Genomic DNA, 14,603 nt, shown 5'->3' with positions numbered 1-14,603 from the left:
CGCTCTTTAGGATCGCTCCTAGCTTATCGATATGGCCCCTCTGGGCACTTATTTAAGGAATTCCTACCTTGTCTCTTTCTATCGAGGCGCTGCGCCGCCGTCTCTCTGCCTGCATGAATCTTGATGCCCGTCGCCTTTCCAGCCGTCTGCACGGGGTCAAGAAGCTGCCGGAAGGCAAACAGACCGCCATGCTGGAGACCATAGCAGCCGATCTGGCGGTGGCCGAATCGCGCTATCAATCCCGCCTGGCGGGCGTGCCCAGGGTCACCTACCCGGCCAACCTGCCGGTCAGCCAGAAGCAGGCGGAGATCGCAAAGGCGATCAGTGAGCATCAGGTGGTGATCATCGCCGGCGAAACCGGCTCGGGCAAGACCACCCAGATCCCCAAGATTTGTCTCTCGCTCGGGCGCGGGATCAAGGGCTATATAGGCCACACCCAGCCGCGGCGCCTCGCGGCCCGCACGGTAGCGGCCCGTATTGCGGAAGAGATGGAGTCAGAGCTCGGCCAGTACGTGGGCTACAAGGTGCGCTTCACCGATCAGGTGAGCGAGCAGACCCACATCAAGCTGATGACAGACGGTATCCTGCTGGCGGAGATCCAGCACGACCGCATGCTCACCCAGTACGACACCATCATCATCGATGAGGCCCACGAGCGCAGCCTCAACATCGACTTCATCCTGGGCTATCTCAAGCAGCTGCTGCCAAGGCGCCCGGATCTCAAGGTGATCATCACCTCGGCCACCATAGATCCCCAGCGCTTCTCCCGCCATTTCAACCAGGCGCCCATCATAGAAGTCTCAGGCCGTACCTATCCGGTGGAGGTGCGCTACCGCCCCCTGTTTGTTGATAAAAAAAGCAGCGACAAGAGCGAGGGGCTGGAGGAGCGCGACGAGCTGCAGGGCATCTTCGATGCAGTCGAAGAGCTGGCCCGAGAGGGGCTGGGGGACATCCTCATCTTCATGAACGGCGAGCGGGAAATTCGCGACACCGCCGACGCCCTGCGCAAGCTCAACCTGCGTGACACCGAGGTGCTGCCGCTCTACGCCCGCCTCTCCAATGCCGAGCAGAACAAGGTGTTCCAGCAACATGCCGGGCGGCGCATAGTGCTCGCCACCAACGTGGCGGAAACCTCGCTGACGGTGCCGGGCATCCGCTATGTGATCGATCCGGGCACAGCCCGCATCAGCCGTTACTCCTGGCGCACCAAGGTGCAGCGTCTGCCCATAGAGCCTGTCTCCCAGGCCAGTGCCAACCAGCGTAAAGGTCGCTGCGGCCGGGTGGCGGACGGTATCTGTATCCGCCTCTACTCGGAAGAGGATTTCAACGGCCGTCCGGCCTTTACCGATCCCGAGATCCTGCGCACCAACCTGGCCTCCGTCATCTTGCAGATGCTGGCGCTCGGCCTTGGCAACATGGAGGCCTTCCCCTTCGTCGAGCCGCCAGAGTCGCGCCATATCAAGGATGGTTTGACTCTCTTGAAAGAGCTCGAGGCGGTCAAAGAGCTGCCCGGCACCCGGGAGCAGGAGCCCAAGCTGCAGCTGACCGAAACCGGTCGCCAGCTGTCCCGCATTCCCCTCGATCCACGGCTCGCCAAGATGGTGATCACGGCGGCGCAAACCGGCTGTCTGAGCGAGGTGATGGTGATCACCGCCGGCCTCAGCATTCAGGATCCCCGCGAGCGGCCCATGGAGAAGAAGCAGGCCGCCGACGAGCAGCACAGACGCTTCGAGGACAAGGATTCCGATTTCTTCGCCTTCGTCAATCTGTGGAATTACCTCAAAGAGCAGCAGGATCTCCTCGGCAGCAACCCCTTCCGCCGCATGTGCCAGAAGGAGTTTCTCTCCTACCTGCGGGTGCGTGAGTGGCAGGATATCCACTTCCAGCTGCGCCAGACGGTGAAAGAGCTGGGCTTCAAAGCCAACCATGAGCCTGCGGATTTCAAGACGGTGCACTGCGCCCTGCTGACCGGCCTCTTGAGCCATATCGGCAACAAGGATCTGGAAAAGCCAGAGTTTCTTGGCGCCCGCAACGGCCGCTTCCACCTCTTCCCGGCCTCGGGCCTGTTCAAGAAGCCGCCCAAGTGGGTGATGGCCGCAGAATTGGTGGAGACTTCCCGCCTCTACGCCCGCATCAACGCCAAGATCGAGCCGGAATGGGTAGAGCCCCTGGCGGCGCACCTCATCAAGCTGCACCACAGCGACCCCCACTGGTCGAAGAAAAACGGCGCCGTCATGGCCAAGGAGAAGGTAACCCTCTACGGCCTGACCCTGGTCAATGAGCGCACCATCAACTTCAGCCGCATCGATCCGGCCCAGTGCCGCGAGCTCTTCATTCGCCGCGCCCTGGTGGAAGGGGACTTCGAGACCCGCCACCGCTTCTTTGGCGAGAACCGCAAGCTCCTGGCCGAGGTGGAGGCGCTGGAACACAAGTCGCGCCGTCGCGACATCCTGGTGGATGACGAGGATCTGTTCCGCTTCTACGACGCCCGCCTGCCGGAGGAGGTGATCTCCGCCCGTCACTTCGACAAGTGGTGGAAAGAGGCGCAAAAGCAGGATCCCGAGCTGCTCAACTTCGAGAAAGAGATGCTGATGAAGGGGGATGCGGCCCACATCAGCGATCTCGACTACCCCAACTTCTGGCAGCAGGGGCGCCTCAAGCTCAAGCTGACCTACCAGTTCGAGCCGGGGGAGGCCGCCGATGGCGTCACCCTGCATATTCCGTTGCCGCTACTCAACCAGGTGGAGGTGAAGGGGTTCGAATGGCTGATCCCCGGGCTGCGCCATGAACTGCTGGTGGCCCTCATCAAGTCGATGCCCAAGCCGATGCGCAAGAACTTCGTGCCGGCCCCGAACTACGCCGATGCGCTGCTCGCCACCCTCAATCCCGAGCAGGGGCCGCTGCTGGACGAGATGGAGCGTCAGCTGCGCCGCATGACGGGGGTCACAGTGCCCCGGGAAGCCTGGGACTGGGCATCGGTGCCCGATCACCTGAAACTCACCTTCCGGGTGGTGGATGACAAGCACAAGCCCATCGCGGAAGGCAAGGATCTGGAGGCGCTGAAGGAATCCCTGCGCGGCAAGGTGCAGGAGACCCTCTCCCAGGTGGCGGACGACGACATAGAGCAGTCGGGCCTCACCCTGTGGAGTTTTGGCGAGCTGCCCCAGGAGTACAGCCAGAAGCGCAGCGGCTTCGAGGTGAAGGCCTATCCGACCCTGGTGGATCAGAAAGACTCGGTCGCCATCCAGCTGGTGGAGAGCCCGGTGGCCCAGCAGCAGCTGATGTGGGCGGGCCAGCGCCGACTGGTGCTGCTCAACGTGCCATCTCCCATCAAGTATCTGCAGGAGAAGCTGCCGAACAAGGCCAAGCTCGGGCTCTACTTCAATCCCTTCGGCAAGGTGGCCGAGCTGATTGACGACTGCATCGCCTGTGGCTGTGACAAGCTCATGGAGCAGCACGGCGGCCTGGCCTGGGACGAGGCCGGTTTCGAGTCGCTCAAGGAGTTTGTCCGTGCCGAGCTCAATGACGCCGTGGTGGAGGTGGCCAAACAGGTAGAAGCCGTGCTGACCCTCTCCCATGAGATCAAGAAGCGGCTCAAGGGCAAGATGCAGCTCGACACCGCCTTTGCCATGTCGGACATCCAGTTGCAACTGGGCAACCTCATTCACAAGGGGTTCGTGACCGAAACTGGCTGGCAGCGGCTGCCTGACTTGCTGCGCTACCTGCGCGCCATCGAGCGGCGCCTCGAGAAGCTGGCCATCGATCCCAACCGGGACAGGGTCCATATGCTCAAGGTGCAGAGCGTGGAGAGCGACTACAAGGCGCTGCTTGCCAAGATCCCGAAATCCCAGCCGATCCCCCCCGAGGTGGCCAATATCCGCTGGATGATAGAGGAGCTGCGGGTCTCCTTCTTCGCCCAGCAGCTGGGGACGCCGTACCCCATCTCCGATAAACGGGTGCAGAGCGCCATCGCCCAGTGCTAAGCTGCTATCTATCTGTTTTCTGAGCCATAGTGTGACGAAGAGCGTGGCGAAGAGTGCGACGAAGAGTGTGGCGATAAGAGCCAGGGAAGCGCAGGAAGGGAGGCCATCACATGCTGGGGATCTGGTTGGGGGTTGCGCTGGTCAACATCAGCGGCTATCAGCCCATTGCGGAGCAAACCTGGGTGCAGCTCAACCCGGAGTACTATCCGGTGCACAGGGCCGTGCCTCCCATCTTCGTGGCCTGGCGGGGCAACCAGTTTCCGCCGCTCGAACAGAAGAAGAAGAACGGCCACTGGCAGATCCTGTTTCCCGCCCGTCTGGTGCCCCCTTTCGATCTGTTCGAAGGGGAGGCCCAGCTCTCCAAGGCCTATCTGGCCAGGCTCAAGCGCATCGATGAGATGGCCTATGGCATGGCCCCCCAATCGGCCGTGCAGCACGTCGCCAGCGGCTCTCTCTCCCCCGAGGATCAGGGAGGGGCGGCCTTTATCGCCGAGTTCTCCTTGCCGGGATCGCGTGCGGGGAGGGGGCGGATGCCGCAGCGCGAGCCGTTGCTGGCCAATTTGATGGGGCGGGCGGTGTCCATCCCTCAGGGGACCCCCGTTCAGGTCGGGGCCGTGCAGATCGCGGCCCTGGGCCAGGGAGCCGAGGGGACCACTCTCACCCTGTCCGCGTCCGCGGCGGGAGGGGCGTCGCGAGTCTGTCACCAGGTGGCGGCGGGGGAGACGCTCTGGCGCATCGCCAGCCAGCTCCAGGCACAGGTGGGCAGCGGGTCTGATACCTACAGCTATCTGTTGGCGCTGGTGCAGGAGAATCGCCCCGGAATGGGCAAGGGGATAAGGGTACAGACAGGCCAGCGCCTTTACTGTCCCAAGGCCGAGACCCTGGCCCAGTTCGACGCCATGAGCCCGGCCCAGCGCCAGCAGCAGTTTGCCCGTCTGGAGCAGGGGCGCTGAGCCGCGTTCGGATAAGATCTGATGCCGCTGTGGGGCGGCGCGGATGGCGAGTCGCGCGTCCCTTGTATCCACCCCGGGCCCATGCTAGTATTCGCGCTCGTTTTGCGAGGTGCTGACCGGTCGCAGTCAACACCATATATTCATCTTAAAAGAGATAACCACTATGTCTTTCGTATTCCAAGCTGAAGTCCGTTCTGACCTGGGGAAAGGTGCGAGCCGCCGCCTGCGTCATGCTGACCAAGTTCCTGCCATCGTTTACGGTGCAGGCAAAGAAGCCGTGTCCGTTACCCTGGACCACAAAAAGCTGATCCTGGCCCAAGAGAAGCCGGAGTTCTACTCCTCCGAGCTGACCCTGGTCATCAACGGCGAAGAAGTAAAAGTAAACGTCAAGGCGATCCAACGTCACCCGGTACGTTACAAGCTGGTTCACCTGGACTTCGTACGCATCTAATTGCGTCAGTCCGGTTGAATGAAAAGCCACTCCTCGGAGTGGCTTTTTGCATTCTGGCGTTCTTGCCGCAGCCATGAAAGAGGGCGACCCCGGGGTCGCCCTCTCGTCTTTTTCCTCTCTACCAGACCGGCTGGCTGAGGTAGGGATTGCTCGCCTTCTCGCGACCAAAGGTGGAGCTGGGGCCGTGGCCGGGCACGAAGACGATGTCATCCCCAAGGGGCAGCAGGGTCTCGGTGATCGACTTGAGCAGGGTGGCGTGATCGCCACGGGGAAAATCGGTACGGCCTATGCTGCCGGTAAAGAGCACGTCTCCCACCCAGGCGAGTCGCTCGGCCTGGCAGAGCAGCACTATGTGCCCCGGGGTATGGCCCGGACAGAAATAGACCTCCAGCTCGCAGTGGCCCAGCTGCACCTTGTCGCCTTGCTCAAGCCAGCCATCCGGTGTAAAGGCCGGAGCATGGGCGAAGCCGAACATCTGGCTCTGCTGGGGCAGCATGTCGAGCCAGAAGGCATCTTCCTTGTGGGGCCCGGTGATGGATACGCCGGTCTGCTCGCGTAGCTGGTTGGCGGCCCCCACGTGATCCAGATGACCGTGGGTCAGCAGTATATGGGTCAGGGTCAGCCCATGTTTGGCGATGGCCGCCAGCAGTTTGTCCGCCTCGCCACCGGGGTCGATCAGCGCCGCCTGATGGGTCTCGTCACACCAGATGAGGGAACAATTCTGGGCGAAAGGGGTGACCGGGATCACCTCGAACTTCAACATGTGGGACTCTCCTGAGGGGTCTGACGGGCGTGCTGCTCGGCGAAGTAGGCGAGGCAGGCCTGCTTGTCACCGCGAAACTGGATCCGCTCGCGTTTGTTGTTCAGCTGATAGAGGTACATGGGGTCATAGTAGCGGGTCAGCAGCAGGCGGATCCAGGCGAGGTGCAGCGTCGTATCCCCCGTGCTGGCCTGCTCCTTGAGGGCGGCCTGCATCAAGCCATCCAGCTCCCGGTGATCCTTGTCCCCGAGGCGGCGCTTGAGCCGGGCCAGGGCATCGGTCAGGTAGCCGGCAAACAGCGGCCAGCCGTCCTCAGCGCCATACATCTCCAGGTAGCGTTGCCAGAGATCCTGCACGTAATCCACCCGGATCTGCTCGGCTCGCTCCTCCTGGGGCACCTCTACCACCACCAGGGGGGCCTGGCACATGGCCTCATAGAGGTTAAGAGGCAGGGCGCAGCGACCGATGAGGCGGCTCTCGTCTTCCACCACGAAGGCATGTTCGCCCTTGTGGCGGCGCTTGAGCAGCTCTATGGCCAGCCGGTTTTCGAAGTTGATGTTGCTGGGCTGGCCTCCCGGCAACTGGCCAAAGGAGGATCCCCTGTGATGGGCGTGCCCTTCCAGATCCACCGACTGGGCAATGTTGGCCAGCATGTGGGTCTTGCCGGAGCCTGTCATACCGGTCAGCACGTGCCAGTGGCACTGGGCGCTGGCGCTCTCCTGGGTATCGATGAGAAAGCGGCGCAACTCCTTGTAGCCGCCAGCCACCCGGGGGCGGGTGACCCCCGCCTCGGACAGCCACTGCTGCACCGTCTGCGAGCGCAGGCCGCCGCGAAAACAGTAGAGCAGGGCATCTGGCTGCTGGCGCAACTGCGCCAGCCATCCTTCGATACGGGCGGCGCGCACGGCGCCCCCCACCAGCTTGTGGCCGAGTTCAATGGCCGCCGCCTGACCCTGCCGCTTGTAACAGGTGCCCACCTGGGCGCGTTCGTCATCCGTCATCAGCGGCAGACTGACGGCATGGGGAAAGGCCCCTTCCTGGAATTCGACGGGGGCGCGCAGATCGATGAGGGGAATATCCTCCAGGAAGATGGCGGCGAGATCCCTGGCCAGTGGCAGCTCACTCATCGCGCATTCCCCCGGCAGGCCGGTGCCGTCTTGGCAACAAACCGCAGTGCACTCATTGGATGACCTCGATAAAGCGCGCGCCATCCAGTGCCTGCAAGCGGCCAATGGGGGAGAGGCTCAACCCGGCCTGCTCGGCAATGGCGAGGAATTCGGTCTCGGTTTCCTGGCCGACGGCCACCAGCAGGCCGCCGCTGGTCTGGGGATCACACAGTATGTTGCGGGTGCGATCACTCATGGCATCGAGCTTGTGGCCGTAGGAGTCGTGGTTGCGCAGGGTACCGCCCGGCACGCAGCCCTCGGACAGGTAGTGATCCACCTCGTCCAGCAGGGGCAGCGCCTTGAAGTCGAGGCGGGCGCATACCCCTGAGCCTTCGCACATCTCCAGCAGGTGGCCCGCCAGCCCGAAGCCGGTGACGTCCGTCATGGCGTGCACGCCGGGCAGGGCCGCAAACTGCTGGCCAATCTTGTTGAGGGTGCACATGGCCTCGGGAGCCAGTTGCTCGTGCTCGGGTTTGAGCTTGCCCTTCTTCTGGGCCGTGGTGAGTATGCCGATGCCAAGGGGCTTGGTGAGATAGAGCACATCACCCACCATGGCGGTGTCGTTCTGCTTGATGGCATCGAGCGGTACTATGCCGGTCACCGCCAGGCCGAAGATGGGCTCGGGGGCATCGATACTGTGGCCACCGGCGAGCGAGATGCCCGCCTCATGACACACCTGACGACCGCCGTCGATCACCTGCTGGGCCACTTCAGGCGCCAGCGTGTTGATGGGCCAGCCGAGGATGGCGATGGCGACTATGGGCTTGCCGCCCATGGCGTAGATGTCGCTGATGGCGTTGGTGGCGGCGATGCGGCCGAAGGTGAAGGGATCGTCGACGATGGGCATGAAGAAGTCGGTGGTGGAGACTATGCCCTGACCGTTGCCGATGTCCACCACGGCGGCGTCATCCTTGCTGCTGTTGCCGACGATCAGGGTCGGATCGTCAAAGCCCGGGATCTGGCTCTTCAAAATGGTGTCGAGCACCTTGGGGGAAATTTTGCACCCACAGCCAGCGCCGTGGCTGTACTGGGTCAGACGAATGGAAGACATGCTTACCCCTCTTGGTTCAAACTCATGTCGGCGCGCGTGACGCGGCGCGATAACGGTGTGACCTGTGTGAAGGGTCCACCAGAGACGGGTGATCCGGATGGGCGGCGGGCCGGCAGGGCGTGCCGGGTGGCATTGAGAGTCTGGCCCCCAGGGTCGCGCCAACGGAGTCACGGGACGGCGCATTATGCCACAAAGAGCGTGAGGATTCCGATCCCCATTGACTGCAAGAGGGCCAGGAGACTCCATCATTGGCGGGGCTGTGGGTGGCCCCGGCGGCGAAGGAGGCCAGATGGGAATAGACTGGCAGGGTGCCACCCACACAAGGAGTGATCCCGATGAAACTCTATGCCCATCCTTTTTCGTCCTACAGCCAGAAGGTGCTGATCGCCCTCTACGAGAATGACGTTCCCTTCGATTACCTCAACCTGGAGGCGGCGACGGTGAAGGCCGAACTCGCCAGCCTCTGGCCCCTCAAGCGCTTTCCTGTGCTGGTGGATCAGGGGCGCACCCTGATAGAGAGCAGTACCATCATCGAATATCTTCAATGCGCCCATCCCGGCCCCCATTGTCTGGTGCCTGAGGGGGAGGCGGGGATCGAGGTTCACATGCTCGATCGCCTGTTCGACAACTATGTGATGACGCCCATGCAGAAGGTGGTGCTGGACAGGATGCGCCCGGCGGGGGATCACGATGGCTACGGCGTCGCCCAGGCCCGGGAGCTGCTGGACAAGATCTACCCCTGGCTGGACCAGCGTCTCGCCGGACGCACCTGGGCGGCAGGGGAGGCGTTCACCCTGGCCGATTGTGCCGCCGCCCCCTCGCTCTTCTATGCCGACTGGGCCCATGAGATCCCGCACTCACTCACCAGACTGTGTGCCTACCGCGCCCGCCTGCTGGGCCACCCCTCCATAGTCCGGGTGGTGGATGAGGCACGGCCCTATCGCCACTACTTCCCCCTGGGGGCGCCGGCCCGTGACTGAGCCGGGCGGAGTGATCCCGGCAGAAGGCAGCCAACCCAGAACTGCTACCGCACACCGCAAGGGAGATGGAAGAGGGGTAAGGACGTTTTATGCAGAAAAATGAGTGTCGTTGCGGTTTTGTCCGATATTTCCCCGAGTATTTTCCAAGGTGTGTGATTTTATTTTCATGTTTATGCATAAAAGCATCGGCCATCCTCACCCCTGGTGAGGGTCATCTGCCGGTGAGCATGGACCATTGGCTAATGGCTAGGCAACGCAGAGGAATGACAGCAAGTTGAGGAGGAGGCAGGCGGAGTGAGCGTTATCTCTTGGGAACGCAAAACAGAGAAGGCCCGCTATCGCTAGCGGGCCTTCTCTGTGGCTTGGCATCAGCCCCGGCCTGGCACCGGGGCAGCGCTGGTTGGCGCCTTCTAGCGGGCGCGAACCACCAGCCCCTTGAGGTAGAAGCCTTCCGGATAGGCGGTGCCGATGGGGTGATCGGAAGCCTGGGAGAGCAGCTCCAGGATCTGGGCATCGCGACCGGCATCGAGGGCCGCATCGGCCACTATCTTCTGGAACAGGCTCTGCTCCATCAGGCCGGAGCAGGAGTAGGTCAAGAGCACGCCACCCGGCGCCAACAGCTGGAACGCCAGCATGTTGATGTCCTTGTAGCCGCGGCAGGCACCCAGCAGCTGGGCCTTGCTCTCGGCAAACTTGGGCGGATCCAGCACTATCACATCGAACTTCTCGCCCTTCTCGCGGTATTCCCGCAGCAGCTTGAACACATCGTGGCGCACGAACTGGGTGGTGCTGGTATCCAGACCATTGAGCTCGGCGTTCTGGCGGGCTATGTCCAGGGCATTCTGGGAGAGATCGACGTTGACCACCTCACGGGCGCCGCCCTTGAGGGCGTAGACGCCAAAGCCGCCGGTGTAGCAGAAGCAGTTGAGCACCCGCTTGCCTTCGGTGTACTTGGCGGCGGCCTGGCGGTTGTCACGCTGATCCAGATAGAAGCCGGTCTTGTGGCCGTTGCGAATGTCCACCAGGATCTTGACGCCGCCGTTCTCCTCGATCACCACAGGCTCGGTCGGGGTCTCGCCATGGATGACGCCGGTGCGCTCTTTGAGCCCCTCCTTCTTGCGTACGGCCACGTCGGAGCGCTCATAGATGCTGCACTCGGGGTAGAGGGTACGCAGGGCTTGGGTTATCAGCTCGCGCTGGAACTCGGCCCCGGCGGAGAGGATCTGGCACACCAGGAAGTTGGCGTAACGGTCTATGGTCAGACCCGGCAGGCCGTCGGATTCGGCGGCGCAGAGGCGATAGCCGGTGAGACCCTGACGCTTGATCAGCGGATCCCGGGACTCCTGGGCATATTTGAGGCGACGGATGAAGAAGTCGAGATCGATGGTTTCGTCCTTGTCGAAGGTCCAGACCCGGGCACGGATCTGGGAGCTGCCTGACCAGGCGCCCCGGGCGAGCCACTTGCCATCGTTTGAGTAGATCTCGACGGTATCGCCATCGATGGGGTTGCCCTGCACCTTGTCGATCCCCTTGGAGAAGATCCAGGGGTGACGGCGCAGCAGGGATTTTTCGCGGCCTTTGACGAGATAGATGGAAGCGCTCATGGGAGTTGCCAGATGGTCAAAAGAAAAGGGGCCACATTCTATGTGCAACGGCCTCGCTAAGCCAGAGTTTGCTTGCAGGGTTAACAATCGGGGGTCAATAGCAAGGGAGATGCGTAAGGAATCGTTCAAGGTGCCAGCAAGGGTGGCAATGCCGGCCATAAGCCCCTTTCATATCGCCTCACAGTGTCATGTGCTTGGGAACGCTGAAATTATTAATATTTTTCATCTTGTCAGTCAGTTTTTCATAAAGATTCATATGGTGATGTCGATAGTGTTTAAAGACCAAATTGAATCTTATCTTCTCCGGTGGGCACATAATGTCACTCTCTGTTCGTACCAATGTTTCTGCGATGACGGCACAGCGCAATCTCGGTGGTGCATCGGGTACTTTTGACTCTGTATTTAAGCGTTTATCCTCGGGTCTGCGTATCAACAGTGCAGCAGATGATGCGGCGGGGCTTCAGATTAGCAATCGTCTGACAAGCGAAATCAATGGTACTAATGGGGCTATTCGCAATGTCAACGATGCCATCTCCGTGATCAATGTGGCCGATGGAGCAATGGATGAATCGATGAATCTCATGCAGCGTATGCGGACGCTTGCTCTGCAAGCTGGCAGTGGCATCAATTCGGCGGATGACCGTGCCGCACTCAATGCTGAATTCCAGCAGATGCGTCTGGAAATGGATCGCATCGCGACCAAGACGACCTTTGCCGGGCAGAATCTATTGGCCGGGACATATAAAGGGATATTTTCTATCGGGGCTTACGCTGACCAAAGTATGGTCATCACGGATTTGAATGCACAGACCAAAAATCTGGGCGAAGTGGTCTGGCAGTCCCGCAGCCCAGCCAGCAGCAAACCCGGCGCTCACAGCATTGATGGTTTACAGCTTGGTACACAACCTATCACGCTCAATGGCGTGACGTTTGACAAGAACTATCCAACGTTGGAAGCCTTTGTCTCCGACATCAATAGCACCAGCTTCCCCAATAATCAGGGCCCGGTGGAGGCTCTACAGCATCCATTTTCGGTAAGGTCGTTCATCGATCTGTCCACCCTTCCTTCCTATATCGATATCGAAGGACAGACAGTGGATTTGACAACCGGCATCGACATGACGGGCTGGGATCCTGTGAACCCGACGTCGGAGAATAGTTGGCTGATGGCGGAGGTCGTTCATCGGATCAACCTGGCTGCACAATCTGCCGGTCTTGGTTTCTCCGTCAGTGGTTCATATAACAACAACCCAGCCAACAATCAGCTCACCATCAATAGTTCTCAGGGGAGGAGTCTTACCCTGGCAAATGGCACCACTCATCCACCCCAGCCACCCCAGCCAGCGCCTCCAGCCCCCCCAGTTCCACCTATCTCCGCTAACCCGTCACTCTCAGCCTTGCTCACGGATGTGAGCAGCACGACTTATATTGGACAACTTGAGCTCAGCTCATCGGGTACTCAGTATTCCAATATTGATATGGAAGGTAACACCTTGGGCTCCCTCGGCTTTTTCCTTCAAGATAAGCAGAAATATACGGTCGACAACATAGACGTACTGAACGGGAGCAACGCTAGTCGTGCCATCAGGACACTGGATGCAGGGATGAAGCAGCTCGGTGCACAGCGCTCCCAGATTGGGGCTCAGGCCAACTCACTGGAGGCGAGGGGGCGTTATTTGAGCACGAGCAATGAAAGCCTGAGTGCTGCTCGCTCACGGATCCGGGATGCCGACATGGCGAGTGAGTCTGCGCGCATGGTTCGGACTCGAATCATGCAACAGGCCAGTACCAGCATATTGAGTCAGGCCAATAGCCGCCCCAAATTGGCGCTGAGTTTGTTGCAGTCCTGAGTTTGCCGAATATGGAGCTGTAATACCCCTAACCTCTCTGGTTGCATATCCCCCCTCATCGAGCCTGATCGCCGCACAGTGGCCTTAGTGAAATGGTTGGTGAGAGGTTATATCCAAAACTCGGACTTAGTTAGAGTGATCACCCACGATCAAGATCTCCAAAGACTCACGACTAAGGTATCTGAAGACACTCGGCTGAGCGGTTGAACAAAATACTGGGGATTGGGGTTGCTGCAGGAGCTAAAAAATTCCCCGATGCGGAACATCGGGGAATTTGAGTGACTCAGGGCAAGCTGAAATAATGCAGGCCTATCCTAACTCAGAGCGTTCAGATCCTCAGGCCCGTCATGGCCTGGCCGAGCTCGGTGGCGGTGGCCTTGAGGCCAGTGGTGCCGGCGACCGAGGCGCTGGCGGACTCTTCCACCCGGCTGGCCTCGTGGCGCACCTGGTCCAGGTTGCGGGTGATCTCTTCTGCTACCGAGCTCTGCTCTTCGCTGGAGGTGGCGATCTGGGTGCTCATCTCCAGCACGGCGTCGCTGTGGCTGCTCAGCTTGTCGATGTCCTGGCCCACCTCGGTGATGAGTTGCTGGCTGCTGGCGGCGCGCCCGACCGTCTTCTCCATGATGTCGTTAAGCGCCCCTGTGCCGGCCTGCAGCTCTTCAATCATCTGCTGGATCTCCACAGTAGCCTGTTGGGTGCGGCTGGCGAGGGTGCGTACCTCGTCTGCCACCACGGCGAAGCCACGGCCCTGCTCGCCGGCACGAGCGGCCTCGATAGCGGCATTGAGCGCCAGCAGGTTGGTCTGCTGGGAGATGGCGTTGATGACGTTGACCACCTCGTTGATGCGGTTGGCATTGTGGGTCAGCCGCTCGACGGCGCCGGAGGCGTTGCCTATCTCGTCTGCCAAGGTACGGATGGCGGCAATGGTGCGCGCCACCCGCTGGGCGCCGTTGGCCGCCTCTTCACTGGATTGGCGGGTCTGCAGCAGGGTGTCGTTGGCGTTGCGGGCCACTTCGCGGATCGCTGCAGACATCTGCTCCATGGCGGCGGCCAGGGAGTCCATGTGCTGGCGCTGGGCGCGGGCCAGGGTCTCTCCGTCACTGGCGTGCTCGCGGAACTCGTCGGCGGCCATGGTGAGCGCCTCGGCGGACTCCTCCACCAGTTGCACTATCTTGTGCTGACGATCGGTGAAGCGGTCGATGCTGCCCGCCAGGATGGAGAACTCGTCCCGCACCGGGAAGAAGTTGAGGCGGAAGGTGAGATCCCCGTTCGCCACCGTCTGCAGCGCCTTGTTGGTGGAGTAGAGGGCCCCGGAGACGAAGGTCATCAGATAGTGGGTGATGAGGGCAAGCAGGGCGGCCAGCACGGCTATGATGGTGAGGGTGGTCCCCTGTCCATCCCACATGGAAAAGTTGCCGGCGTTCAGGGTGCCGCTGACAAAACCGGCCTGGCCGGCCTGGGCACTATATTGAAAGCGATCTCCCTGCTGGGTCAGACCGGTGCTGCCGGTAGGCGCCAGGGTGAGCTCGGCCGGCAGGGTGAGGGTGGGCTGCTGGGTGATCAGTTGGGCCGTGGTCTCTACCCGTTGCTTGAGTTGATCCAGCCGGATCTGCATCTGCTGATCATGACCGTCGGCCAGCAGGTACCAGGTGAGAAAGGCGATGAACAACAAGGGGCACCAGAAGGTGATGAGAAATTTTTCGCTGATCGTGAGGTGAATGAGATAACGGTCAACCCACCGGAATTTAACTTCTTTCATAATGGTATTGCGTCCTGCAAGGGGGAGAGAGTGTCGTGCTCATTAT

General features: G+C 61.0%; 10 protein-coding genes. 5 read left to right on the top strand and 5 right to left on the bottom strand.

The features are described from left to right. Positions 1–68 precede the first annotated feature (68 nt). The 3 genes from hrpA (at position 69) to rplY (ending at position 5,387) form a co-directional block, all read left to right on the top strand. Positions 69–3,983, top strand: coding sequence for an ATP-dependent RNA helicase HrpA (gene hrpA, locus G4923_RS09150; RefSeq protein ID WP_163136709.1), 3,915 nt, complete (start codon positions 69–71; stop codon positions 3,981–3,983). 110 nt (positions 3,984–4,093) lie between these two features. After that, positions 4,094–4,936 carry a hypothetical protein gene (locus G4923_RS09145; RefSeq protein WP_163136707.1) on the top strand — a complete coding sequence of 281 codons (843 nt, stop codon included), beginning with the start codon at positions 4,094–4,096 and terminating at the stop codon, positions 4,934–4,936. 163 nt (positions 4,937–5,099) lie between these two features. Further along, positions 5,100–5,387 (top strand): 50S ribosomal protein L25, encoded by a 288-nt coding sequence (gene rplY, locus G4923_RS09140; protein ID WP_025326956.1) that lies wholly within the window; start codon positions 5,100–5,102, stop codon positions 5,385–5,387. 118 nt (positions 5,388–5,505) lie between these two features. On the opposite strand, the gene G4923_RS09135 is transcribed toward rplY, so the two are convergent. From G4923_RS09135 to selD, 3 genes are read right to left on the bottom strand one after another with little or no spacing between them, the layout of a single operon-like run. After that, the gene (locus G4923_RS09135) at positions 5,506–6,150 is read right to left on the bottom strand and encodes an MBL fold metallo-hydrolase (RefSeq protein WP_163136705.1); all 645 of its coding nucleotides are present in this window, start codon (positions 6,148–6,150) and stop codon (positions 5,506–5,508) included. Next, positions 6,144–7,274 (bottom strand): tRNA 2-selenouridine(34) synthase MnmH, encoded by a 1,131-nt coding sequence (gene mnmH, locus G4923_RS09130; RefSeq protein ID WP_163136703.1) that lies wholly within the window; start codon positions 7,272–7,274, stop codon positions 6,144–6,146. Before mnmH ends, G4923_RS09135 begins: the two co-directional genes overlap by 7 nt. A gap of 52 nt (positions 7,275–7,326) precedes the next feature. Further along, the gene (gene selD / locus G4923_RS09125) at positions 7,327–8,364 is read right to left on the bottom strand and encodes a selenide, water dikinase SelD (RefSeq protein ID WP_163136702.1); all 1,038 of its coding nucleotides are present in this window, start codon (positions 8,362–8,364) and stop codon (positions 7,327–7,329) included. A gap of 335 nt (positions 8,365–8,699) precedes the next feature. Here selD and G4923_RS09120 point away from each other — a divergent pair, with 335 nt between their 5' ends. Further along, positions 8,700–9,344 carry a glutathione S-transferase family protein gene (locus tag G4923_RS09120; protein ID WP_163136700.1) on the top strand — a complete coding sequence of 215 codons (645 nt, stop codon included), beginning with the start codon at positions 8,700–8,702 and terminating at the stop codon, positions 9,342–9,344. Positions 9,345–9,754: 410 nt separating this feature from the next. Here the strand turns inward: G4923_RS09120 and G4923_RS09115 are convergent, their stop codons facing one another. Continuing rightward, positions 9,755–10,948, bottom strand: coding sequence for a class I SAM-dependent methyltransferase (locus tag G4923_RS09115; RefSeq protein WP_162627222.1), 1,194 nt, complete (start codon positions 10,946–10,948; stop codon positions 9,755–9,757). Between the two features lie 317 nt (positions 10,949–11,265). Here G4923_RS09115 and G4923_RS09110 point away from each other — a divergent pair, with 317 nt between their 5' ends. Continuing rightward, positions 11,266–12,798 carry a flagellin N-terminal helical domain-containing protein gene (locus G4923_RS09110; RefSeq protein ID WP_106886798.1) on the top strand — a complete coding sequence of 511 codons (1,533 nt, stop codon included), beginning with the start codon at positions 11,266–11,268 and terminating at the stop codon, positions 12,796–12,798. A 328-nt stretch (positions 12,799–13,126) separates the two neighbouring features. Here the strand turns inward: G4923_RS09110 and G4923_RS09105 are convergent, their stop codons facing one another. Next, positions 13,127–14,557: a methyl-accepting chemotaxis protein gene (locus G4923_RS09105; protein WP_163136698.1), complete on the bottom strand. Its 1,431-nt coding sequence runs from the start codon at positions 14,555–14,557 to the stop codon at positions 13,127–13,129. Positions 14,558–14,603: the final 46 nt, after the last annotated feature.

It is taken from the genome of Aeromonas rivipollensis (assembly GCF_010974825.1).
GTDB lineage: Bacteria > Pseudomonadota > Gammaproteobacteria > Enterobacterales > Aeromonadaceae > Aeromonas > Aeromonas rivipollensis.
The sequence above is the reverse complement of the archived record's forward strand: the minus strand, read 5'-3'. Positions and strand labels throughout refer to the sequence as shown.

Bases quoted from the DNA above. Each gene is read 5' to 3' on its own strand.
- selD (WP_163136702.1), bottom strand. From the start codon at position 8,364: ATGTCTTCCATTCGTCTGACCCAGTACAGCCACGGCGCTGGCTGTGGG.
- G4923_RS09120 (WP_163136700.1), top strand. From the start codon at position 8,700: ATGAAACTCTATGCCCATCCTTTTTCGTCCTACAGCCAGAAGGTGCTG.
- G4923_RS09110 (WP_106886798.1), top strand. From the start codon at position 11,266: ATGTCACTCTCTGTTCGTACCAATGTTTCTGCGATGACGGCACAGCGC.
- G4923_RS09105 (WP_163136698.1), bottom strand. From the start codon at position 14,557: ATGAAAGAAGTTAAATTCCGGTGGGTTGACCGTTATCTCATTCACCTC.
- G4923_RS09135 (WP_163136705.1), bottom strand. From the start codon at position 6,150: ATGTTGAAGTTCGAGGTGATCCCGGTCACCCCTTTCGCCCAGAATTGT.
- G4923_RS09115 (WP_162627222.1), bottom strand. From the start codon at position 10,948: ATGAGCGCTTCCATCTATCTCGTCAAAGGCCGCGAAAAATCCCTGCTG.
- mnmH (WP_163136703.1), bottom strand. From the start codon at position 7,274: ATGAGTGAGCTGCCACTGGCCAGGGATCTCGCCGCCATCTTCCTGGAG.
- rplY (WP_025326956.1), top strand. From the start codon at position 5,100: ATGTCTTTCGTATTCCAAGCTGAAGTCCGTTCTGACCTGGGGAAAGGT.
- G4923_RS09145 (WP_163136707.1), top strand. From the start codon at position 4,094: ATGCTGGGGATCTGGTTGGGGGTTGCGCTGGTCAACATCAGCGGCTAT.